General features: G+C 37.3%; 18 protein-coding genes and 1 tRNA gene. 3 read left to right on the top strand and 16 right to left on the bottom strand.

Going from position 1 to position 24618, the window contains the following annotated elements; genetic code table 11:
• Positions 1-615: 615 nt before the first annotated feature.
• Positions 616-3168, bottom strand: a complete 2553-nt coding sequence (locus HBB17_RS00760; RefSeq protein WP_167954856.1) for an SIR2 family protein — start codon at positions 3166-3168, stop codon at positions 616-618.
• A 179-nt stretch (positions 3169-3347) separates the two neighbouring features.
• Between HBB17_RS00760 and HBB17_RS20725 the strand changes: the two genes are divergently transcribed.
• From HBB17_RS20725 to HBB17_RS00750, 3 genes are all read left to right on the top strand, one after another.
• Positions 3348-3653, top strand: a complete 306-nt coding sequence (locus tag HBB17_RS20725; RefSeq protein WP_238483644.1) for a transposase — start codon at positions 3348-3350, stop codon at positions 3651-3653.
• A gap of 345 nt (positions 3654-3998) precedes the next feature.
• Positions 3999-4196 (top strand): DDE-type integrase/transposase/recombinase, encoded by a 198-nt coding sequence (locus HBB17_RS20720; RefSeq protein ID WP_238483643.1) that lies wholly within the window; start codon positions 3999-4001, stop codon positions 4194-4196.
• Between the two features lie 1026 nt (positions 4197-5222).
• A complete protein-coding gene (locus HBB17_RS00750) occupies positions 5223-5984 on the top strand; it encodes a site-specific integrase (RefSeq protein ID WP_167954854.1) in 762 nt (253 codons plus the stop codon).
• Positions 5985-6146: 162 nt separating this feature from the next.
• On the opposite strand, the gene HBB17_RS00745 is transcribed toward HBB17_RS00750, so the two are convergent.
• The 15 genes from HBB17_RS00745 to thrS all read right to left on the bottom strand — a co-directional run bounded on the left by HBB17_RS00745 (position 6147) and on the right by thrS (position 24586).
• Positions 6147-6218: transfer RNA gene (locus HBB17_RS00745), tRNA-Gly, on the bottom strand.
• 88 nt (positions 6219-6306) lie between these two features.
• Positions 6307-6882 (bottom strand): rhomboid family intramembrane serine protease, encoded by a 576-nt coding sequence (locus HBB17_RS00740; protein ID WP_167954852.1) that lies wholly within the window; start codon positions 6880-6882, stop codon positions 6307-6309.
• Between the two features lie 267 nt (positions 6883-7149).
• Positions 7150-7524 (bottom strand): YbaN family protein, encoded by a 375-nt coding sequence (locus HBB17_RS00735; RefSeq protein ID WP_167954850.1) that lies wholly within the window; start codon positions 7522-7524, stop codon positions 7150-7152.
• A gap of 144 nt (positions 7525-7668) precedes the next feature.
• Positions 7669-8139 carry a DUF3592 domain-containing protein gene (locus HBB17_RS00730; protein WP_167954849.1) on the bottom strand — a complete coding sequence of 157 codons (471 nt, stop codon included), beginning with the start codon at positions 8137-8139 and terminating at the stop codon, positions 7669-7671.
• A gap of 313 nt (positions 8140-8452) precedes the next feature.
• Positions 8453-9184: a DUF3592 domain-containing protein gene (locus HBB17_RS00725; protein ID WP_167954847.1), complete on the bottom strand. Its 732-nt coding sequence runs from the start codon at positions 9182-9184 to the stop codon at positions 8453-8455.
• Positions 9184-9627 (bottom strand): DUF6608 family protein, encoded by a 444-nt coding sequence (locus tag HBB17_RS00720; protein ID WP_167954845.1) that lies wholly within the window; start codon positions 9625-9627, stop codon positions 9184-9186. The genes HBB17_RS00725 and HBB17_RS00720 overlap by 1 nt, the downstream gene beginning before the upstream one ends.
• Positions 9614-10078: a LytTR family DNA-binding domain-containing protein gene (locus tag HBB17_RS00715; RefSeq protein ID WP_167954843.1), complete on the bottom strand. Its 465-nt coding sequence runs from the start codon at positions 10076-10078 to the stop codon at positions 9614-9616. The genes HBB17_RS00720 and HBB17_RS00715 overlap by 14 nt, the downstream gene beginning before the upstream one ends.
• A gap of 17 nt (positions 10079-10095) precedes the next feature.
• Positions 10096-11148: an alpha/beta hydrolase gene (locus HBB17_RS00710; protein ID WP_167954841.1), complete on the bottom strand. Its 1053-nt coding sequence runs from the start codon at positions 11146-11148 to the stop codon at positions 10096-10098.
• 413 nt (positions 11149-11561) lie between these two features.
• Entirely contained in the window at positions 11562-13619 is a 2058-nt protein-coding gene (locus tag HBB17_RS00705; protein ID WP_167954839.1) for an Ig-like domain-containing protein, read from the bottom strand.
• Positions 13528-17283 carry an Ig-like domain-containing protein gene (locus HBB17_RS00700; protein WP_167954837.1) on the bottom strand — a complete coding sequence of 1252 codons (3756 nt, stop codon included), beginning with the start codon at positions 17281-17283 and terminating at the stop codon, positions 13528-13530. Before HBB17_RS00700 ends, HBB17_RS00705 begins: the two co-directional genes overlap by 92 nt.
• Positions 17284-17722: 439 nt before the next feature.
• Positions 17723-18520: an ABC transporter ATP-binding protein gene (locus HBB17_RS00695; protein WP_274380737.1), complete on the bottom strand. Its 798-nt coding sequence runs from the start codon at positions 18518-18520 to the stop codon at positions 17723-17725.
• A 4-nt stretch (positions 18521-18524) separates the two neighbouring features.
• The gene (locus HBB17_RS00690) at positions 18525-19322 is read right to left on the bottom strand and encodes an ABC transporter permease (RefSeq protein ID WP_207717310.1); all 798 of its coding nucleotides are present in this window, start codon (positions 19320-19322) and stop codon (positions 18525-18527) included.
• Positions 19323-19337: 15 nt separating this feature from the next.
• Entirely contained in the window at positions 19338-20396 is a 1059-nt protein-coding gene (locus HBB17_RS00685) for an ABC transporter substrate-binding protein (protein ID WP_238483642.1), read from the bottom strand.
• 28 nt (positions 20397-20424) lie between these two features.
• Positions 20425-22539: an anaerobic carbon-monoxide dehydrogenase catalytic subunit gene (locus HBB17_RS00680; RefSeq protein WP_167954835.1), complete on the bottom strand. Its 2115-nt coding sequence runs from the start codon at positions 22537-22539 to the stop codon at positions 20425-20427.
• Positions 22540-22831: 292 nt separating this feature from the next.
• Positions 22832-24586, bottom strand: coding sequence for a threonine--tRNA ligase (gene thrS / locus HBB17_RS00675; protein ID WP_167954833.1), 1755 nt, complete (start codon positions 24584-24586; stop codon positions 22832-22834).
• Positions 24587-24618: the final 32 nt, after the last annotated feature.

Raw genomic sequence — 24618 nt, 5'->3', positions numbered from 1 at the left:
ATATGAAGAAACAGAAGTATCAATTATAAATTACATCCAATAACACAATGGATACTACTAAACCTTATTATGATCCTCTTAAGTATTTCATGATTTTAAATAGGACTGTGAGAAGAAGTATGGGTGATAGACCTGATGGATTAATTGAATTGTATGCTGATAGTAACTATAGAACATTGGAAATTCTAGCAATCTATCAATAAAAATGAAAAATCTTATGTACTCACTAATAACTCAAAGCCTAAAATTGAAAACCAAAACAGAATTTTAGTAGTGAGCAGCCACGCGCGAGACGGCCCATGAGGTCCTGTGGACCTCAGTCCTGGGCGGACCGTAACGGAGTGTAGACCGCACAAGGTCCTGTGGACCTCGGCCCAGCGCGGACTGTAACGGAGTGTAGACATTCGAACCTTCGAGTCCAGAATTGGACTCGAAAAAACTAAAAGAGGATATCCTCTTGGATATCCTCTTTTGGTTTTTGAAAGCGCGAGACGGGATTCGAATTCGTAACCTAATGATCAACACCAGCAAGAAAGGGGGATGCCGCACATCATCTGGCTGGTGTAATCATGGGGGTAAGCATATAGTCTACTAATTTCTTACTGGTAAATCACGTTACATATCCATCACAGGATCTATATCATCTAAACTAGTATCCTCATATTGATGTTTACCAATAAAATTCATATATGGACTTCTAGGGTCCAATCGCAAAATAGATACTCTATTTATTTTTTCTAACAATTTATAAAATTTATATATTACATTTTCATAATATGGATCATCTATACTTTTTATACTATCCAAAATACTAATGATATACTCCAACTCTTTATTAGATGGAATAATATCAAATCTCTTTATAAACTTCACCTTCTCTATTACGTAACAATTTACAGAGAAAGGTTTCGCCTTTTCTTTATAATATTGTTTACTATTTATTAACTCTTTCATTCGCCGCTCGCCTTCTTCAAATAATTGCATAGCTTGAAGCTTATCGTTTGTATTATTAGCATATCTCATAAAATTTCTAGCAATAGCATGTTCAATTTTATATGACTTAGGTCTAATACTTGCTGATATTTCAAAATGATTATATGCCCCTGCATAATCACCTAATTCTTGTTCAAACATTCCTAGTTGCAACCAATAATAGCTGATGTTCTTATAATATTCCTTTATTGACAAAAAAACTCTTTTTATACTTTTCTTATCAAGCATAAACTTATTGGTCAATATATCTTCCTTTAATAAACATTGAAAAATAATATACCAAGTATCATTTCCTTTTTCTGTAACATACTTTGATATGTGTATAAGCATACCTATAAGTATATCCGGTATTTGTTTAACATTATGCTTAATAATATAGTCGGTGAGAATAACATTTCGTAATGTTAATCCATTATTATCCATTCTTGCAAAGTCCACAATTCTCATATTATGAATATCTATATCTCTATCAACTGTAACTCTTGTACCATACCTTTCCGAAAATAATTCGCGTGGATAAAACTCAACATCTGCAACATCGAATAAAGCAAGTTCTATTAATAATTTATTTTCTTCAAAAGAAAGTTTTTTTAAGCAATTTTCCCAATAGTGTTTTGATGTTTTCATTGCCACACCATATGTTAATGCAACCACTAAATTTATCATACTAGACTTCTTTTTTATCTCAGCTATTCTTTTTTCTTTGCTTAAGGATGCCATATAGGATAAATAACTTTTTGATTCTAATGTACCTTCAATACTTATGGCATCATCCTTAGTAAAAATATCTTTTTGTTTATATGCAACATAATTATTACCATCTAGATAATATTTTTTTCTATTATGATAATACTCTCTGGACGATGTTAGTATTACAAGTTCCTTATCCCCAATGTTAGAAAAGAACATTTTTTCTATGGACTCATAATAGTAACTTCCACCATCTATTAATAAAGCAAAACTTTTTTTAGGGCTCTTTCGTATAAAATCAAAAATTATTTTCCTATTGAGATATCGTCCTCTGTACTCTAACACTTCATATCCTTGGCTACTTAAATAATATCCTAACTGTCTTAAAAGACAACTCTTCCCAGATGAAATAGTACCATATATACTAAAACATTTTATATTATCGTTAGTATTAATCAATTCATCTAGCTTTGCTTTTGCTAATTTGTAATTCGTTTCTTCAAACGTCCAACCATCATAAACATCCTGCCATTCACAAAAATATCCTGTGTATAATTTGCTCTCATATGGAGTTTTGTATGTTTTTGAAATATCTTCAAGTCTATATATCCCACTATAGTTCAATTCAATTTTAGCTTTCTCATATGTACTTGGATCATAATGAAGTCCTGAAACAAATTTCAGAAATTCTGCAGCACTACACTGTATAAGTTTTCCTCCTAGTTCTTTAACTGTTTTTCTTACATATCTAGAAGGATTATAATCAATAAAGAAAAGTTTATTGTCTCTATATTTACAGCCTGCATCAGCATATTTTTTTAAGTAATACTTTATATCAGGTTCATCCATACTAGCTCCAACAAAAATAATATTGTTTTTTTGCATCTCTATTGAAAAACTGTTCAACTTAGCATCAAGTGCATCTGTAATTAGATCTGTATATTCACTTTCCGAAAATATAAATCCATCATCTGGATTATTTACACATCCATGTAATTTATATAATTGAACATCACAATTTGATATCTTTAATTCTTTTTTATTTTGAACCTCAATATCTATATCGTTTTTTTTATATATGTACTCTACTAAATCATCTATATTAACTGTATAGATTTTCTTCCAAGGATAATCTGTTAACTTGTAATGAAACTTTTCCTCTCCAGGTTTTGTATTCTTAAAACACAATAATAACAATTTTTTTAATTCATCTTTACCATCATATATACTATATACTTCATCACATAATCTTCTTAAATCATACCCTTGTACTTCCTCTATATCTTCTTTGGGTATCTTATCTCTAACTAAACTATCAAATATGTATTGCTTCAGTCCAGTACCATCCATTGTTGATATAAGGTTTTCTGCTCCTACCGAAAATCCTGCTCCTAAAAATAAAATTGGAGTGGAAGTTAACAGTATTTCCTTTAATTCATCAAATTTAGAGAGTTTGTCACTTTCTTCATTATTCATGCTTTCCATAGCTTTCTCCTCTACCTCCTATTATAGATAAAACAATATTTAATTAGTATCTCATTTGTCACTAACTTTATAAAGTCCATTTCATAACAACCATAATGTACATTACATTACATTAATTATCATTATTATATAATAACATACTTTTATCTTTATTAATATTTTTTTCTTTATAAACACTCATGTCCAAAAGCGAAACTGGAACTCGATATGACGAGGACCTTAAACGTACCCTCGTTAACCTTTATCAATCCGGCGACAAATCACAAGCTGCTCTCTGTAAAAAGTATGGTGTATCTATTACTACTCTTGGCCGTTGGATTAAACAGTACTCAACCGTTGAAACGGATAATGGCGAAGTCTTGACCGCTAAACAAGTCAAGGGACTTCAAGAGCGTAATGCTCTGCTTGAAGAAGAACTCCTCATACTAAAAAAGCGATTGCCATCTTCACATCACACTCAAACAACGATTAGATGCTGTTCATAAGCTACGTTTTCAACACGACATCAAGATTCTCTGTAAAGTCTTAGGTGTCCACAGAAGTACTTATTGCAAGCATTACAATTCAGTTCCAGCTGACCACAACAAAGCAAAACTTATTCTCCATATTTATGCTGATTGTAATAAGCGACTTGTTGCCTATAAGATTTGCTATGTTCTTCAGCGTGATTATGGCATTAACATTAGTGTCGGATGAGTGTACCCACTAATGAAAACCTTTCAGTTACCAAGAATGTCAACTGAAAACCTTATTATAATTACGAACACAAAAATAACGGTGATTGTTCCAATCCTCTTCATCAGGAGTTCAATCAGAGACCTCCAAACATAGTGTGGGTTAGCGCTTTTACATATCTTAAAGCTGTCGGCAAGTGGTATTACCTCTGTATTGTAATAGATTTATTCTCACACAAAGTCATCGCTTGGAATATCTCAAGCAAACCCGCTGTTGACCTGGTAATGACTACGTACGAAAAATCTTATGATAAGAGGAACTACCCTGTAATGCTCATGTTCCATTCTGATTGAGGATTTCATTATACTGCCTTTTCATTCAGGTAGCTATTGAATACTCTTAATGTCGTGCAATCATTTTCCAAGAAAGGTTACCCATTGGATAATGCCTGTTGTAAATGTTGCTTCATATACCTCAAAAAAAGAAGGAAACAACCGAAGAACCTATCACTCTTTACAAAAACTGCAACTATCTATCTTTGCATACATTGAAGGCTTCTATAACTCGAAAACGCCTCATAGTTCTCTTGGAATGCTAACACCAAACGATAAAGAAGAACTCTTCTGGAATCATGCTTATCATCTGTTTCCAGAAAGTTTTCTTTAATAATTATGTCCACTAACTTGTCTATAGTTCACTAATATCTTCTCAATCCTATACCTATGCACATAACAATTTTTCTCACACTCATTTATTTCCTTTTGCCTTATGACGCAACTTACGTATATACAACATATTAAGCAGTGATTGATTCACCTTCTATATCATCTTTTCTTTCAATTTATGTAATTGTATAGCTGTTAAGTAATAAAGAGCTTTTTACGACTGCCCCAATGACTAAAGTCAATGTCGTGAAATATCCTTCTGATATTCAATTTTTCTGAACTCGCCGTTTACTTCATCATTTCTTTAAACAAAAAGTAGAATTCGTACGTGAGGTACATACGTACAAAATATGGAAAGGTAGTAATAATCGTTGGTACACTTACCTTCCTGATGAGACCAAGTCAAAGAATCGACGCTTAATCGCAAAAAGCAGTCATGAAAGCTTAGTTAATGAAATCTATACCTTCTATCATGAGGAACAAGAACAAGTTGCAATTACACTTGAAACTCTTTATCCTGAATGGCTACAATATAAATCGCTTCATACAAAATCAACGAACTCAATACGCAGAATCGATGATGACTGGAGACGATTTTATATCAATGATTCCATTATCAAAATACCACTTAGTAATCTTGATAAGTTGACTCTTGATACATGGATTCATGCACTCATACAACAACATGAAATGACCAAGGTGTGTTATTACAATATGTCTTTGATTTTTCGACAGTCACTTCAGTATGCAGTAGATAAAAAACTAATATCATTTAATCCTTTTGCTGATATCAAGATTGAACCGGATATGTTTCATACTCCTCCAGAAAAGGAAGATGAAACTCAAGTCTATCTTGTAGATGAAGTAAAGCCAATCATTAATGAAGCTCGGGCAGATTTTATAGACACAGGTAATCTTGCGGCATTAGCGATTCCTTTCGCATTTCAGACTGGTGTACGACTTGGTGAACTTGTAGCTATTAAGTGTTCTGATATTCGTGGTCGATATCTTCACATTCAACGTATGGAGATTAAAGAACAGAAGCAAGATTATAATGGAAAATGGCTACCAGCATCTAGAACTGTTGTTGAACGAACAAAATCAAAGGCAGGAAAACGTAAAATATATCTCACAGATGAAGCAATAGCAATCATCGATGCTGCAATAAGCGAAATAAAACAAAATGGGTATAGTGACGAAGATTATTTGTTTCAAGATATTCGTGGAAGAATTTCTTCGAGAGCTGTAGATTCAAGAATCCGTAAATACTGTGATCATATCAACATCTCACATAAGTCAACTCATAAGGTTCGAAAGACTTATATTTCTACCTTAATTGATTCAGGTATCAACATTAATAAGATTTGTCAGACGGTTGGTCACGAAAGTACTAAAACTACTTACGGTAACTACTGCTACAATCGTTATTCTCAGGAACAAACGGAAGAACAGTTTGAGAAAGCATTAAAATTCTAATATGTAATCATTTCTATTATTAATCAAATCGAATTCTTATCTACACGGAATAACTCATAAAATCTACTATTTTGAGTACGTGTAATCACTGTAATCATAATCCTATAAATGCAAAAAGTCTGCAACCAAAGATTTTATCTAAGGTTGCAGACTATAAAAGTAAGCGCGAGACGGGATTCGAACCCGCGACCCTCGCCTTGGCAAGGCGATACTCCACCACTGAGCCACTCGCGCATATTCTGTTGTTGAACACAAGAATATGATACATGAATTCTACTCTTCTGTCAACAACTTTTTTATATTATATGTACATTTGCAATAATTAGTTTAATTCTAACTTTTCTTCGTTCTCTTGCTTTCCCACTAGAAGTAGTCCCGCCACAATACCACAGATCAATCCTGCTTCATGTGACACGATGGAATTGATTCCACTTAGATTTGGTAAAATCAGATATGCCAAGATCAAAAGGCGTTTGAATATTGGTTCCCTTGACCACACTTGTTTTCGTTCCCGAATCATAAAGACAAGTAACATACCTGCCAAACCAAAGATAGCACCACTTGCTCCAACACTTCCATACGTGAAAAACATCGTTATTAATGCAGATCCGATTCCACTAAGTAGATAACATAAGAGAAAACGCTTTGCTCCTACCCTTTTTTCAACAATTGATCCAATACAGATCAAACCGATACCATTTACGAATAGATGTAAAACACCACTATGTAAGAATTGACAAGTGAGCAATCTCCACCACTCAGGATTCATTGCCCTTACATTAAGTAAACGTCCATACTGTGTCAAGTATCCCCATTGGTTTCCGTATAACAAATGATCTGCTGACCAAATAACTGTATCTGCTTTATTCAGCACTAAAAAATCTACTCCAAAAATCATAATCAAGAAAATGACCATACCGTAACTTGCTCTTGCTCTTCTCTTCATCCCTTAATACCTCACCATGTCTCATTCCACTACCGTATATCATCTATATCGGACATCTTTATCGATTTCTAAACCTATGTTATCTGGTAGTAATGAAAATTAGTAATGAACAATAAATCATTACGAATGTATTATAACAGAATTAGCAAATTATTCCAATTGTATTATATATAATTTATTCTTATGAATACAAATGATAGAACTCTTTCTTACACTCTTCTAAATTCTACAAGTACGCAGTCGAAACAAGAAGTAATAGTAATGAAAAAGCCCAACTAGAATCAAAACTCCTCGAATCCAAAGAATCTCCACCCATACACAAGCTACTGTAAGTAAAACCGTAACTGTACTTAATATCAAACATTTACCTCGTCTAGTCATTGCCTTTTGGTTCACAATTCGATCCACATGGTTACGATACAATTTTGTAGAAAGAAACCAATGGTGAAATCGTTTTGAACCTCGCGCAAACAGTACAGTAGCCAGTATCAAAAAAGGTGTTGTAGGTAAGATTGGCAAGAACACACCAATTAATCCCATTCCGACACACACAAAAGCAAAGATAATACAGATCCAACGATATATGTGTTTCATATTTTCTCCTAGATATACCTTTTTTACTATGATATGTAACTGGATTAAATTTGCTATGCTTGAGTACTATTATTTCCCTTGTTGTTTTTCTATTTTACAACATTGTATCTTATTCGATCAAATTTCTCACTTTTGAAACTTCACTTAGTGTAGTTGGTTGCTAACTTTTGCTTTTTTCCGTTTAGCTCTGTAAACTTGTATCTTATTACCCAACAACAATTTGCAAGCAATAACCAAGCTAACTAGCCCAACTGTACATATCATAATTACTGACATATACTCAAGTTCTTGTGCACTTACATCATAGGGATCATTTGGATTATAGGATAACGTTAATTTCTTTCCTTTATACCAGGTAAATGAGTATCCATACAGTTGCGTTTCATAAGTCTGTCCATCAATTTCATAAGTAACATATACATCTGTCTCCTCTTTTCCCTTACTATTCTCATATGAAGTAATATTTGTAATCGTAGCTACCACGCTACTTTCATTTTTATTCGATTCTGCTATATATTTTCCATATCTTACTCCCGCTACACATAGCCCAACCCCAACAATCACTAATATAATTCCAACTAACCTTAGACCTTCGTTCTTACATTTTCTTCCCATTCTTCCTCCTGCAAAACATGAATTAATACATTACTGGTTTCTTTTTCATCTGCATCTCATCAAATAAATTTCCTTGGTGAATACTATACGCAATCCACCAATCGATGCATTTCGTCTCTATACTACCATATTTTTACTTAATTGTAAATTATATTCCAACATTCTACTCATCTACCTTATCTGCTACTGTGCATCCCCCGGCGATTTTATATAATCAAGAAAACTTGGAGGACTTTCCTCTCCTATATAAAAAGAGCAAACCCAGATATATTCTAGATTTACTCTCTTCATTAAATAAGCATTAATACAATATTTACCGATAATCACGAACATGATTCAGATTGTTATCAATTGCAATTTCCTCAACTGCAACATAATATTCCTTTGGCTTAGTCGGATTCACGTATACAGGAACTTGACAACCAATGTAACGACCTGGATCTTCCCAGATGTTCCCGCTTCGATAAAGGAAGGTTTCTCCGGTAGCGAGATCCTGATAACTACAATCCAAACGATATGGATTTCTTCGATTAACCTGTACACGATAATTTAACACGGTGTCAGTTACTGTCGCATACACTTTTCGCCCACTTGCTTTCAAACGTTTTGCTTTACCACTCTGGATCTTCGTATAGAACAGCAATCCACATGCAACAGCTGTAAAGCTTCCTCCTATAATACATAAAATAATCGTAACAAGGTATGCCATACTCTTTGACCGCACATCATATGGATTCTCTGGATCATAATACAACTTGATCTCTTTTCCTATATGCCAACTGGAACTATATGAATTCAGTTCCGCATCATACGTTTGCCCATCTACCTCATATGTAACGAACACATCGTGATTTCGATCCCCATCGCTATCTCGATATGAATCAATATCTGTAATTGTTGCTATGACAGAATCTGCATTATTAATAAACTTCGCTGTAAATACACCAGCGATGATTCCTCCTGCGCATAAGCCAAGCCCTATTAATAAGAATATGATTCCGATTAACCGCACTACAAAATTACCACTTTTTCGTCCTCTTTCCATTACGCCCTCCTATTCTTTTCTTCTTTCCTTTGCATCTGTATCTCATCTAATAATCGATTTTGTCGATGAACACTTCGGAACACTTCTACATAATAGATGACGGCACCAATTATATAAGGAATGGTAAATGACAGAAAGATATCATGATATCCTCCCTTTGAAACAGGCGAAAACAAGCTTCCTATGGCAACGGTAAGCATAACTAATCCCATGGCAATGGCATATTGTACAAGGATCATCGTAAGTGGTGATACTTGCTCGAATAACGGATGGATGCTAAGTACAAATACCGCAATACCCGTCCATAACAACATCATGACATTATTACTACATAATGAAACATCACGTTGTGTGATTGCCTCCACGATAGATGCACCAATATTAATGACCGAATAGGAAATGCATATTGTATAGATTAATTCTTTTCCTTTAATGCTCCTCATGAATCACACCTCGCATCCGTACCAAATACTTTTCAAAACTTGACTTATAGTGACGACTGATTACAATCTCTTCTTGATTTTGCAATTGTGCTTGTACTCGCATATTGATTTCGGAACGAATCTTCTTAATTTTATAGATATTCACCACTACCGATTTGTTAATTCGAATAAACCCTTGGTCTTTTAAAGCTTCTTCCAACTCCCCAAGACGATAGGAAACCTGGTATACTTTTTTCGCTAGGTACGCATACGTTCTTTTCTCAACCGACTCAAAATAAAAGATATCTGAAATTCGCAAAAGTTGCTTTTCTTCCTGATCCGTTCCATATAACTCTAGCTTCTTTGTTCCAAATAGAGAACAAAGGTGTCGTAGTTCCTCTGTCATCTCGTGGTAATGTACATCTACATAATCCTCTGTCAGTTCCTTATTCTCATAAAGATTAATCTTCACTTAAGCCATCACCTATCCTAGTTTTCCAAAAACTCCATTACTGCTTTCGTATATTCCTCTGGATAATCGACAAAACCTTCTACATGCTTTGCATCTACTTTCCACAGGGATTTTTCGTTGGTGCCAATTGCCTCATACACAGCTTCACACATCGCTGGTGTAGCCACATCATCTTGAAGGGATTCAATCACAAGCGACTTAACCGTATTCTTCTTGGATTGTTTTACAAGATCCGCATCCGCAAATCCAAATTTCTCGTTCCAACGAAGATACCAATCACCGCACCAAATAATATAGTCATCTGGTACACCCTTAGAATCCTCCATCTCATGCCATACTCCTAAGAACATGCTTCGCATAGAATCAAATGGGGAATCCATAATGACTGCATCTACATGTTCCTTTGCATGTTTTGTTGAAGCATACAATCCAGTCGTTACAGCACCCATGGACTGTCCATGCACCACAATTTGCTTATCTGTGGTACACTCTTCTACATAGTCAACGAGTGCTTGAATATCGTATTTTTCAAAATACCCAAAACTTACTTTCTTATTCGTTGATTCACCAGAAGCTCTTTGGTCCATTGTAATGACATTCCAACCATGTTCCAGATACATCTTTGCTAACGGTTCCATACAAACACGATCCCCACCTGCACCATGCACAAGGATTACCGTATTGTTATCTACCGTATTTTCTCCAATAAAATGTGTTCCATATACTATATTACCATCTTTTGCCTTTGCTGTAAATTGTGTACCATGGTTATTCTGTTCAAATGTTTCTTGTACATATTCGTTTTGGTCATACCCCCATAGATTCAGCTGCTCTACACTATTATTTTTTGTATCATTTCCTTCATTCTGATACAAAAGTCCCTGTGCTACCTGATAACCAAAGTAATAACTAGCACCTAGTACTGCTGCCACGAGTACTGCAAATATGCTCCCCAATGTTATTCCTATGATTTTCTTTTTGTTGTGTCTCTTCTTGCTTGGATTTCCTACATTCACATTCTCTCTACCCCATCTTTTATCCTTCTTGCTATTCTCCTGGTCTTGACTCATGTTATGCTCCTCCTTGACTATTTGCTCATTCGATTTTCATTTACTTGTTTGGAATTCATCTGCTAAACCTGTATGGTTGTTATATAGCATGGTTAGATTTTCCTCTATTACTAAAATCATATTACATAACAGGAGCACTTTTTTCTATCGATTTTTACCAAGTTGCGTTTTTGCAATTCTAAGTTACACCTCTGTAAATGCAAATATTAGGATCAATAAAAAACAAAGCCCAAAATCACTTGCTTCATGCGCTAAGATTCCACTAAATAGATTTTGGTTTATTACCTTGTCTAATTCATGGAAGCATAACATATTCACAAGTTTTGGACTTTGTTTCGTATCTTTTTATATTAAGATATTGGGGGACAAACGACATTGAACTTAGGTGTCAGGTTTATTGCTTAGTTTTCTACTTACTTCTTTGCCTTTTTACACACAACTGAAGAAAATGCACCATATTTCTTCACTCCATCAATTGTTTTATATGCACGAACTTTCAGATAGTATGTCTTGGAATCATCCAGTTTGCTTAATGCATATTCGTATTTCTTTTTGGATACTGTAGCAAGTTTTTTGTATTTACCATTTTTGCTAGTTGCTACATAGATCTGGTAACCAGATACATTATCCTGCTTTTTCCAAACGAGAAGAGAGGATTTGTTCTTACGTGCTTTTATCTTTACTCCCGTAATTTTTTTCGGAGTAACAATTACCGTAAAGTATACATTCTTGTTCTCGTATGTAACTTTGATGATCTTCTTACCTGCCTTACTTAACTTCGTTGTATCTGCTGTAAATCCCGTATCAATCAATTTTTCCTCTTTGTTATCATACACAACTTTGATGGTCAATCCCGTTAAATCGATTGTATCACCTACACGGTATTGTAACTTGTTCGGATTCGTAACTTTCTCTACTCGAATTACTTGTTTTTCCCGTACATAAACCGAATAGGTAAGTTTATATCCCTGGTAGGATACCGTGATTACATTCGTACCCGTTGAAGTTAATTGGGTTGTGTTAATTTGGAATCCAGTGGTAACATCTGCTGTCGTTCCATTACTATAATGAACCGTTAAGACAAGTCCCGTTGAATCCAGTGTTTCCCCTTCCGTATACGATAGATGACTTGGTAACTTGGATATCTCAACAGAAGTAACGGTTACCACCTCTTCCACTGGTCGATTATAGATGGAGAAATCATATTGGATAGAATCTATATAGTTATTCAATCCAGTAATGATAACAGTGGCGTCTCCAATCTTATCATTGTTCTGATATACAAGAGAATAATCCGTACCTTCTACAAGCATTCTTGAACCATTATAGATTCGAATTGGTAATGTTACAGTTCCTCCTGTGTAGATTTGACCTGAGATTCCTCTAATATCGGTAGCTGTAATTGATTTTGGATTAACCGTTACGGATGCAGAGACTGTTCTTGTAGTTCCTGCTATCGTACCAGTTGCATCAAAATTCCCTACTGTATACAGTAGATTTTGGTCGATACTATCCCAATTAATGGATACATCTCCATAGGAACCATTGGTATAATATACTCTTACAGCAGAAGGTAACACTGGCTGTTCTCCAACTACTGTTGTTACACCCTCCAATGCATCTACCGTATCAATAACAAGTGGCTCAGCTGTTATGTTTACATGAACCGTCTGATATACATAGGTAACTGCTCCAGGTATGGTTGAAATCTTCGCGGTAACATCTGCCTCTCCTACTTGTTTCGACTGAATGGTAACCGTATTGCCACTCGGTATAATATCCACACAGTCACTACCCGTATCAATCTGCCATTCTACTTCACGATCCAATGGACATAATTCGCCATCCACTAAGAATTCTGCCTGTACACTTCCTTCGCGTATGAACTCTGTCCCGATTGCAGCTCCACTTGCAATGGAGTCTGCTCCATTTGCTGTTAATGCCAAATTCGTCTTATCTAACACAATTCCACTTACAGCTAGATCCACAATTTGAACTTGCGTTTCTTTATAAATGGTTGCATCACTTTCTAAGCTAGCTTTGATCGTTGCTGTTCCTCCAACAGTTCCCACTGCTTCAACGGTTACATACGTTGTTTCTCCCACACGCTGTGTGGACTTGATTCGAATCTGATCGGAATCTGAGCTTATAATATTCAGGTTCTTATTGGATGCTGTGGCTGGTTCAACCTGATACATTAAGATACTTGTCTTATCATAACCAACTGTTGCTGTATCTTCACCAAGAATACCATCGGCTCCTTCTGGAACAATGATGACGCATTTTGCCATCGCATCTCCTGCTACAGCCGTGATGGTTGCATTGCCATAGCCATTGGCTGTAACCGTACCATCAGCAGCTACACTAGCAACTTCTTCATTACTGCTTACAAATGTTATAGGTGTTGCTGCAGGCGTTACGGTATATGGTAATACCATTGTTGTTCCCACTTGACGCTTGAACGGATACATTTAACACCCCATCGGATACTTCTATACCATTCATAACATGTATGGTATTCGCTGCTGGAACTTCTTCTGTAAAGTATTTTGTTCCCTCTGCATAAAAATCGTTGTTTCCTCTTGACCAAGATCCCCATGGATTTGACGTTCCAATTGCTACATCATAGGTACCATTATCAATTGGGAAAATGGTGTCGATCGTTCGATTGCTATCATTTGCATAACGAAGACTTGTATATTCCCCATCTGCATTGTTTGGTCCTAAATCGGAACTATCATCTCCATTTGGTAACCACCCCCACGTCGTTCCGTCCGATTTTTGCTCGCGAACCGTATTTAATAAGACAGAAGAGGTATCTGCTACAAGACGATCGATAAAATCACTGTTCGTACTTCCATCAGCATTGCTTGCAAGGTCCATTATGTATACGTAACGCGAAGGCATTGGTGTAACAACATAAGACACGGTCTTAGATGAACCTGGAATGCTTCCCGTAATCGTAACTGGTTTAAATCCAACTGTGAACATATCAGAAGATACGGTTTCCCAGGTTATTGGTTCCGTTCCTGTTGAATCATCTTCATAGACTACATTGGCACTCGTTGGTAATACTGGAATCTCTCCAAGCCGTACCGTCGCAGTAGCAAATGTCTCTACCGATTTGATATACTCCACAACTACTTTACGAATCTTGATCCAAGATATCTGTGGATCTTCTCCGCCACCAGTTACTCCTTCACTTCTCTTTAGGCTTACATCAATTCGACCATTTGTTACGGTAACATTATTTGTTTCTGTTGTCTTCGTTTTACCAACAACAAATGCTTCTTTCTTAACTTCCTCATTAATGATCAGATCTGTCTTTCTGTTTTCATTGTTCCATGGGTCAAAGATACCAACACTGACTTCATAAGTATCATTTGGAATTTCAAAACTGTATTTGATCGTTCCTCCTGCTGCATCACTGGTATCACATCGTAAGCTGTCCCATTTATCGGAAGCAGTTTCCCTTGCCCAGGTTCCATTCGCAGTATCATAGCCCCATGCCATGTTGGTAACCGCATCTTTTCCATAAGCTTGATCGGCAACGGAATTATAGATACCAAACACCTCTGCATCATCTCCTGTATCACTCGATGATGGTGCTCCACAGTTTACATAGTACAGGACACTTCCATTCTCTTCTTTTGGTGTTGCACAGATTTCATTACTTACAATTTCCGTGCCATCCTTTACGGTTGTAACAACCACATAATAGGTAGCACCAGAAGCTAAGTTTGTTAGATAATATGGGCTTCCTTCCACATTTGTATCACAAAATGTGTACTCACCTGATTTTAATCCATATTTGATAGCGTAGGTATCCACACCTGTTAATTCATTGAACTCGATACCAATCTTTCCTTGTAATGCGGAATATGCCGTAATCTTCAGTTCATCTTTCTCAGCAAGTAAGCCATTAGCACTTAAAGCATAACTAATAATCACATTATTTCCTTGGGAAAGCACATTCTTATTCGCTGCATTACGAATTGTAATGGTATGTGTTCCTTCTTCTAAAAGTCCTGTTGTAAATAATGTAGCATTCGTCTTCGTCGATGTTGTATAGGTATCAACGAATGTTTCTTTGGCTCCATCAACGGATACCGCCATCATACCACCATCAGAAGAGGTACTTCCATAAATAGTCGCTATTCTACCATCAAATACATATGTAACGGTATCTCCAACTGTTTCTGACTTACAAGCATAATTCTGGTAATACGCTGCATCCGTCAAATCTGTCCATGATCCTGTGTAATCGAACTTGTCGATGCTATCTTTGCTCAATGTAACGTATTTGATTGCTGCACTAACATAATGACCATTCACATCATCGGTTTTCAATTCATTACCTGTTGTTGCATTGACTACATATGTCGTAACAGAACTAGCTTTTGCCGTGATTTCCAATGTACCATCAACGACATTGCCTGGATTCGTAACGGCACTCCACGCTTCGGTATCACTGGTACGAACAGCAGTTACTGTTCCAAAGTTCGTCATATTATCAAGTTGTACCGAATAATTTTGATCATCCGTTGTATCATTCGTTACAACAAAAACTAATTTCTTCTTATCTGGAGATAAGGCTGCTACGTAATTGGAATCGGATACATCAATAATCTGATATCCTTCTTTTATGTATCTTGAATATTGTCCTAATACATAGTATTGTTTCGTTGTATAGTAATCCCCTCTACTAAGCCCCATACTCTCATATAATTCAGGCGTTACTAAAGTGGAATATCCACTGGTACTCTTGCTATATTGCTTCTGACTAATACCAAGTGGATCGGTATCTGCTTCATCAACTGCATTCCCAGCCCAATCGGTTGTTGTTCCTGTTTTCCATGTTGGTTCTTCATATACGGCATGAATGAAGCCCCAGTTGGAATTCCAGTAGATATTCTCTCCCATGCTTTCTACAGCCTGCCAACCAACCCATGCTGTTGCACGCATATCATTCATATCTTTATTAATAGCATTACTTACTGCAAATGCTCCGCTGTCCATCGCTGTTGCATTACGAGTACCACCACCAAACGATACTTCATCTTGCCATAACTCTTTATCATAAGAAGCTGCAATATTATATAAGCCAACTCGATCAGAACCACTATATTCATGTGTACTAATCTTTGCAATATAATTCTTGGCTTTATCTGTTAACTTACCAAACGATTGTTTCTGTACATCGATACTGGTTTCATCTGTACCCGTAATTTGTACTCCTTCCAGTTGTCCAGCTGCTTGTCTCTCTGTTAACTTATCTCCTAAGATCTCATAGATCTTATTCATAGCAGAATACTCTGTTGGATCATAAGGATCGGTACTGGCATCATAATTATCAACATGCGTCGCAGGTTGTGGGTCTGCATTAAATTGTGCACCCTCTTGTTTTTGTGAGCCATATGTCCAATATCCTGAATTTGGCTCATTAATTGGATCAATATCTGTAATTGGTACACCTTGATCAGTTTGTATATAATTTGATACATTTAGCAAGTACTCTACAAAATCATCGTACTTATCCCACATCAATTGATCTTTTGTAGAAGGGGAACCGCCTGTTGAACTTCCCGAATACGTCATAAAGTATGGAGGTGAATTAGCGAACATCTGGTTATAGAATGTTTGACCAGATTCTTTAATCATCTCATAGGCATCCTTTAGTACTGTGACCTGGTTCTTGTCTGCCTCCCAGTTATAGGTACCACTTTCGTCCATATATCCTGGAATCTTGGCACCGGAACGATTAATGAAATCTAGACTTTCATCATCCCCCCCACCAATGTTGTACCGCACGATATTCAGTCCCAATCCATTCTCTACCCCAAATACAAGATCCATGATTTCTTCATATCGATTGGTATAACCTTTTGCTGCACCTTCTGTTGTAGGTGCAATGTCTGTAAAACCACCAACTGCATTTGCCCACCAACATAAAGACGTACCAAAACCCTGCCATGTCTGGTATGCCAGTTGTGGGTTGATCGTAACCGTGTTGTCCTTTACTACTTCTGCTTTTACCGTATGATATCCACCAACGTCAAATTTGAAACCGGTTGCAATTGACGTAATAAAAAATACGATCGCTTGCAGAATCGCAACAACTTTTTTCCTTCTCATTTCGATGACCATCCTTTCCATTCTCTTAACTATAAGTAACTTGAAACCGATTGCATACCTATATATTACCTATTACTACCAACTTTGTCAATAGTTTATGTATATATTTAACATATATTCCTTTACTTCTTTTAAAGATTTATACACTTTTACTATCAGTATTTTTTTCTCCCCCCTTTCTTTTATCTATTTTCTCCTTTTAGACTTATCTTCTTTTCTATATTGTCTGTTTATATTCTCTCTCAATCCTGATATACAGACGGCTACTATCAACAGGGACATGTTCGTATTTGGTTACCAAGCGTAACCAAACTTAGCTTGTGACAGATTACATTGTCACAAGCTAAGTATTAACGGCGTCAAACAGTCTCTTTATCGATAGTAGCCATCTCAGTTAATTCAACACCTATATCATAGGACATAACGGTTATTCTCATTCTTACAAATAATACTCTACTGTATCCTCCTTCTTCATCTGCAGAAGGGAAAAGATGCGATCTCTTGCTACGATAAAATCATCAGAGGTACGTTCACGATTTTTTAGTTTCTGAAGATTCACGATTTCCTTGATTCTTCCTGGATTTGCTGACATTACGACGATACGGTCTGCTAGGAATACAGCTTCTTCGATATCATGTGTAACGAATATAATGGTTTTCTTCGTTTCCTTACAGATTCGATGAATGTCATCCTGTAATCTCATACGTGTTATGGCATCTAGTGCACCAAATGGTTCATCCATGAACAGAACCTCTGATTCCACTGCAAGTGCTCGTGCAATTGCCACTCTTTGCTGCATTCCACCTGATAACTGTGCAGGACGCTTCTTCTGTGCACCTTCCAATCCAACCATTGCTAAATACTGTTTTACAATCTGTTTTCTTTCCTCTTTTTTTACATGTTTTGTCTCTAATCCAAGTTCCACATTCTTTTCTACCGTTCTCCAAGGAAGCAGTCCATAATTTTGGAATATGGTTTGATACTGGATATCAGGGTGCTCTACTTTTGTTCCCGCAATCTTAACCGTTCCCTCACTTGGTGGAATAAATCCTGCCATAACATTCAGTAGGGTGGATTTTCCACAGCCAGAAGGACCAAGCAGGCAAATGAATTCTCCCTTTTCAATTTCCAGAGTTACACGATCCAATGCCTGATACTCTGAATTGCCTTGTTTGAATCGAACTGCTACTTCTGTTACATCGATGTACATCTTCTTCCATTCCTCCCTCTTTTCCACATGATCAAGCTACATTTCCAATTCCCAAGCCGTATCTCTTATTCAGTTGCCGCTCTCCTAAGCGGATTCCTTGATCAAACAATAACCCAAGAACGCCAATCGTGATCATTGTTGCAAGCAATGCATCGGAACGTAAACAGTTTTTTGCATCCATCACAAGGAATCCAAGCCCTGATTGTGCTCCAACCATTTCTCCTGAAACAAGGAAAATCCAAGAAGTACCCAAGGCAATATGCAGACTGGTTGCAATCTGCGAGAAAACTGCTGGGAATACGATGGTTAGTAAGGTTCTCACTTTTGATATACCAAAATTCTGCGCTACCTTAAGATAGATTGGATTGATATTCACAACTGCTGTAACCGTAGAAAGCAATACAGGGAAAAAGCCAGCAAGGAATATGATTACAATAGCAGGGGTATCGCCAATTCCAAACCATAATACAATGAAAGGCAGCCAAGCTACTGGTGCAATCGGTCGAATGATTTGAATAATCGGATTCACATAGGCGAATACTTTGGGAAACCAGCCAAGTACCAATCCAAAGCACACGGCTGTAACCGTGGAAAGAATATACCCTGTGAAAAATCTTCCAAGGCTGACACCGATATGTTCCACCAACGTTGCATTCGATGTACTTCCTGGTAATCCATCCTTCACTAGCACTCCAAATGCTTGCAAGACTTTTCCTGGTGTAGGGAAAAGGGTTTCATTTACCTGAAATGCTTTCACCCCCAACTGCCAGATTACTATCAGTACACCAAATGAAAGAATCACATGTTTTACTGTTTTTATGGACTTCATTGCTCCATTCCTCCTTTATTTAGGCTGGTAGACAAAATCCTCATAAGTGGGTGGTGCTTCATTAATTCCATATACTTTTGTCTTCTCTACCAATACGTCATAGGCTTCTTTCGTTAATTCCAAGTCGTCATATCGAATCCACTGTAAAGACTCCTTCAAGGTCTCTTCATCCTGACCTAGATAATCCTTTGCAATTTTCTGTGCCGTCTCGGTATCCAACTGTTTTCCTGCTCCCATGTATGTATTGATCAATTGATCTGCAATCGTTTGGTTATCTTGAATGAATGCATTCCGAAGTACCAAGGCGCAACACTGGGAATCTTCCCATAGTTCCTCTGATTGGAAAAGAACATGACCAAACTTCTGCACAACTGCCTGTGCGCCAAAAGGTTCTGCGACACAGTATCCATCAATGGCTCCACTTGCTAAGGAAGATGGCATCTCCGAGGGAGCTAACTGGGTTAGCGTAAGATCCGAGGTCGTCATTCCTGCTGTTGCTAACATATCTTGTAGCAATATATTATGAGAAGACTGGTTGGAAGGAATGGCAAATGTCTTTCCTTTCAAGTCTTCTACCGTCTGTATCTCATTAGAAGCAATAATCACGTTACCATCTTTGTGTCCAAGTGCTACTGCTTTCAAGTCAATTCCCTGACTAACTGCATTCATTGCAAGTTCAATTAACATGGACGCTCCATCGATTTTTCCTGCCTGCAAGGCATCCGTAAGATCCGTCCAGGAGCTGAACTTCTGCAGTTTTATTGCATACTCTGCATTCTCCTGCTCCAGTAATTCCTTTTCTTCAAAAACTGCAAGTGCGTGAGTTATGGGAAGATATCCGATGGTAACCGTCGGCTTTGACTCCTCCTTTTTCTTACTTCCACAACCTGTTACTACCATTGCACTTATTAATCCAATTAACAATACTTGAAGAACTTTCGAACGTTTTGTTATTGTCTTCCACAATACTCTCTTGGAAGCATCACCCTCTTGCTGATCAGTAATACCCCTTTTACTATTTCTGTTGTTTCTATAATTTTCATAATTTCTATTCTCTTCAATCAGAACACCCATCTAAATCACCTTTCTTTCTATACTTAGTTTATGGTTGAATCTTCCAACCCAAAGCTTTTCTCTTTTCTTTCATATCTTCCACAATCTTTTGTCCTAGAGCAACAGGATTCACATCCACATACATGGACGAATGCAACGTTTCTTTGGTCGTTTCTTTTAAGAATTCAATTACCTTAGAAGATCCATGAATGGGAGCTTCCACACAATGATACGAGGTGATTCCCATCAGTCGGAATCCAAGTGCTGCATCAATTCCCTTTTCATTGGACCATTCTGGTGAAGTAAATGCATATGGTAATTCGTATAGGTTTTTCCCTATTTCTCCTGCAATTCCTGCGAAGATTCCTGAGGATCTTGTATTATCGATGCACTCACCCACATGCCATACTGGTGGCATAGCAGGGGCTAAGAATTCCCGCAGGGATTCTCCTGTCTTACTATAGGCAAGTTCGGAACATTGGCAATATCCCATCTTCATCAATGGGAACGAGGCACAACCATTGATGATAATTAATACGTTATTCTTCAATAACTCATCGGCAACATCTAATATGGCTTTTTCATACATGACTTTTGGATTGTTACATCCCACCATATTGACGATTCCAAGAATCTTTCCTTCTATCAGTGCCTCTGCTAATGGCTTCATACTGCCATATTGTTTATGTATGTATTCTACAGAAAATCCTACTTCTGCTTCCACTTCGTAAGGTGGAATATAGACGGGCATTCCCTGTCTCTGTTCGAAACTTTCAATTGCTCTGGTAACAATCTTCTCTGCAATCTGTGTGGTCTCTTCCACATTGGAATGATGATGATCATAACCGATGTGCTCTGCTCCAGGTAATCTGGCAGAATCACTTGTTGTCACCACGGTTGTTTTATAGCAACGTGCCACATCCATAATTGCAGGGTACACTTCCTGAACATCTGCTACCCATAGATCAAGAGCCCCTGTTCCCAGTACCAACTCTGCACTTACTGCATTGGATAGCGGAATGACACCTGCATATCGATACATTGCAGACAATCCAGAACAGCAGATTCCATAGAACTGAATGCCTTTGGCTCCCTTCTCTCTGGCTAATTGTTGGAATTTCTCACTATAACCTACTCTTACAATCTCCCGAACCAGAACGGGAAGATGGCCATGAACAGCAATGTTCACGTATCCTTTTTTCAAAGCTCCCACATTAATCTTCGATGTTACTCGGTCTCCTACGCCAAGAAGGGCATCCGTAGCAATAGACGTTCCTACTACACCGCTAAATGTAAATGCTAATCCACAACGAAGGAACTGCTTCATCACACTATCCACATCTCCATCCGTTGCACATCCGGTCTTATGGTATGCTTCAAAAACTTCATGGTACGCACTGATTGGAAGGATATCCATCTCTTTCCATACCTTTTTTCGTTCTTCTGGCGCACAAGCTTCTATGGTCTTATAAGTTGAATCTGGCTCGGTCTGAGACAAATCTTCCAGTAATACATTCGCAAGATCAATCGCAATGTTATTAAACTTTCGATGTTTTGTCTCAATTCCAAAGGCCTTCGCCATTCCTAAGACCTTATATCTTCCTACAATTGGAATATCTAGTTTTCCTTGGGCTGCCCACTTTAACATTAAGATTACTTCTCTTGCATGCATACCATGTTGGGCAACACCAGCTGCTGCACCTCGTAGAAGATTTCTTGCTACAATCAGATCGGCATCTGCACCACATACTCCTCTTGGACTTTTGGCTGTTATCTTACATGGTCCCATATTACAGATCTTACAACAGGTTCCTGACAGACCAAAACTACATTGTGGTTGTTGTTTGTCAAAGCGGTCAAAAGCAGTATCCATGCCAATCTGCTCCATATGTAATAACATTTCTTTTACCGCAGGATCTGGCACTTGTTCCAACACATCCTGTTTTGAAGGAAATGTTTTTCGGTATGCAGCCACTGCTTTCATATAATCCTCTGTAAACACGTCTTCATGGCTATGTTCGTATTCTTTTCCTTGATCATCGATATGCGTATGTGTGTGGCCTTTTACAGGGACCAATACTTTCGGAACCCCATTTTCATCAAAGCCAATTATAGCGCGATGGTTATGTGGTTCTACTTCTCCATGTGCATGCTCTTTCTTCATGAATCAATCCTCCCATATTCGTACTTGTAATATACTTTAGTTTTCCTAGTTTCTTAGTATACTTAGATGGTATTGTATCGTTCATTCCATACTTTGTCAATAGGTTTTATGTGATATTTATTTATCGTCGATTCCTTCCTATAACCGATTACCTTTACGATATATCAATACATTTCCATGAAGTAGAGAAAAACAAAAGGTCATGCATCTCATACAATCATGAGATAACATAACCTTTTGTTTTTCTCTACTTCATTATTAATTTGAATATAATCCCTTAATCAGACTTTCCTTACCCATTCTCGCCCTCAATCTTCTTAATAAATGTTTCCAGATCAAGGATTCCAAGATCTCCTTCGTCCCGACTACGAAGAGATACTTTTCCTTCTTCCCTTTCTTTTTGTCCAATTATCAGCATATAAGGAACTTTATCCATCTGTGCTTCTCGTATCTTGTAACCGAGTTTTTCATTTCGATTATCAAGTTCTGCACGAATTCCTGCCTGTTGTAGTTTCTTGATTACTTGTTTTGCATATTCTTCATATTGATCGGAAACAAGAAGGATCTTGGCTTGAACTGGTGCTAACCAGACAGGGAATTTTCCTGCATAATGCTCAATCAAGATACCTATAAATCGTTCAATTGAACCGAATACCACACGATGGATCATGATTGGTTGATGTTTTTCTCCATCTGCTCCAATGTATTCTGCTTGGAACCGTTGTGGTAATTGAAAATCTAGTTGAATGGTTCCGCACTGCCATGTTCTACCGATGGAATCCTCCAGATGGAAGTCAATCTTTGGACCATAGAAGGCACCATCTCCCTCATTCACTACATAGGACATCTGCATCTCATCAAGTGCTTCCTGTAATCCTCTTGTTGCCAATTCCCAATCCTCATCACTACCGATGCTGTTTTCTGGACGTGTAGACAATTCCACATGGTATTTGAATCCAAACTTTGTATACACTTCATCAATCAAACGAACAACGCCCTTGATTTCTTTTGTAATCTGTTCTTTCGTCATGAAGATATGGGCATCATCCTGTGTAAAACAGCGAACACGCATCAAACCATGCAATTGTCCTGATTTTTCATGACGATGGACAAGCCCTAACTCTCCCATACGAATTGGTAGCTCACGGTAAGAATGGGGTTGCATTTTATAAACCAACATTCCACCTGGACAATTCATTGGTTTAATTGCAAAATCAGTCTCATCGATCACCGTTGTATACATGTTCTCCCGATAATGATCCCAATGTCCTGAAGTTTCCCAAAGTTCCCGATTAAGCATCATTGGCGAAGAGATTTCCACATAGCCTTCTCTTGTATGAAGTTTTCTCCAATAGTCAATTAACAGATTCTTTAACACCATACCTTTCGGTAAAAAGAATGGAAAACCTGGTCCTTCTTCCAGTAAAGCAAATAACCCCAGTTCCTTCCCCAGTTTTCGATGATCCCGTAATTTGGCTTCCTCTACCTGTTGTAAGTATTCATTTAGATCGTTTTGTTTCGGAAATGATGTTCCATAGATTCGAGTCAGCATCTTATTCTTTTCATTTCCACGCCAGTACGCTCCTGCAATGGAAGTCAACTTAAATGCTTTGATCATACAAGTATTGGATACATGAGGACCTGCACACAGATCAACATATTCTCCTTGGCGGTATAAGGAGATTATTGCATCCTCAGGCAATTCCTCAATCAATTCGATCTTATAGGATTCTCCCTTTTGTTCCATTAACTCCAGTGCTTCCTTACGACTCACTTCTACACGCTGCAATGGTAAGGATTCTTTCACGATCTTCTTCATTTCACTTTCCAATGCCTGTAGGTGTTCTGGAAGGAGTGGAAAAGAGAATGCAAAGTCATAATAAAATCCATTCTCAATTGCTGGTCCAATTGCACATTGCGTATCTGGATACAAACGTTTCACTGCCTGTGCCAAAATATGTGCTGTTGTATGACGAAACGCCTCTCTTCCTTCTTCTTCTTCAAATCTGCGTTCCACGATGGAACCGTCTTTTCTACTCACTTTCATATGATTTCTCCTTTCATACAGTCTTTTTTGTT

It is taken from the genome of Anaerosporobacter faecicola, from assembly GCF_012070565.1.
GTDB classification, from domain to species: Bacteria; Bacillota; Clostridia; order Lachnospirales; family Lachnospiraceae; genus Anaerosporobacter; species Anaerosporobacter faecicola.
Note: the sequence above shows the minus strand (reverse complement) of the source record. Positions and strands in the feature narration are given on the sequence as shown.

Bases quoted from the DNA above. Each gene is read 5' to 3' on its own strand.
- HBB17_RS00760 (WP_167954856.1), bottom strand. From the start codon at position 3,168: ATGGAAAGCATGAATAATGAAGAAAGTGACAAACTCTCTAAATTTGAT.
- thrS (WP_167954833.1), bottom strand. From the start codon at position 24,586: ATGAAAGTGAGTAGAAAAGACGGTTCCATCGTGGAACGCAGATTTGAA.
- HBB17_RS00740 (WP_167954852.1), bottom strand. From the start codon at position 6,882: ATGATTTTTGGAGTAGATTTTTTAGTGCTGAATAAAGCAGATACAGTT.
- HBB17_RS00705 (WP_167954839.1), bottom strand. From the start codon at position 13,619: ATGTATCCGTTCAAGCGTCAAGTGGGAACAACAATGGTATTACCATAT.
- HBB17_RS00710 (WP_167954841.1), bottom strand. From the start codon at position 11,148: ATGAGTCAAGACCAGGAGAATAGCAAGAAGGATAAAAGATGGGGTAGA.
- HBB17_RS00720 (WP_167954845.1), bottom strand. From the start codon at position 9,627: ATGAGGAGCATTAAAGGAAAAGAATTAATCTATACAATATGCATTTCC.
- HBB17_RS00680 (WP_167954835.1), bottom strand. From the start codon at position 22,539: ATGAAGAAAGAGCATGCACATGGAGAAGTAGAACCACATAACCATCGC.
- HBB17_RS00690 (WP_207717310.1), bottom strand. From the start codon at position 19,322: ATGAAGTCCATAAAAACAGTAAAACATGTGATTCTTTCATTTGGTGTA.
- HBB17_RS00730 (WP_167954849.1), bottom strand. From the start codon at position 8,139: ATGGGAAGAAAATGTAAGAACGAAGGTCTAAGGTTAGTTGGAATTATA.
- HBB17_RS00750 (WP_167954854.1), top strand. From the start codon at position 5,223: ATGTCTTTGATTTTTCGACAGTCACTTCAGTATGCAGTAGATAAAAAA.
- HBB17_RS00700 (WP_167954837.1), bottom strand. From the start codon at position 17,283: ATGAGAAGGAAAAAAGTTGTTGCGATTCTGCAAGCGATCGTATTTTTT.
- HBB17_RS20725 (WP_238483644.1), top strand. From the start codon at position 3,348: ATGTCCAAAAGCGAAACTGGAACTCGATATGACGAGGACCTTAAACGT.
- HBB17_RS00685 (WP_238483642.1), bottom strand. From the start codon at position 20,396: ATGGGTGTTCTGATTGAAGAGAATAGAAATTATGAAAATTATAGAAAC.
- HBB17_RS00725 (WP_167954847.1), bottom strand. From the start codon at position 9,184: ATGGAAAGAGGACGAAAAAGTGGTAATTTTGTAGTGCGGTTAATCGGA.
- HBB17_RS00735 (WP_167954850.1), bottom strand. From the start codon at position 7,524: ATGAAACACATATATCGTTGGATCTGTATTATCTTTGCTTTTGTGTGT.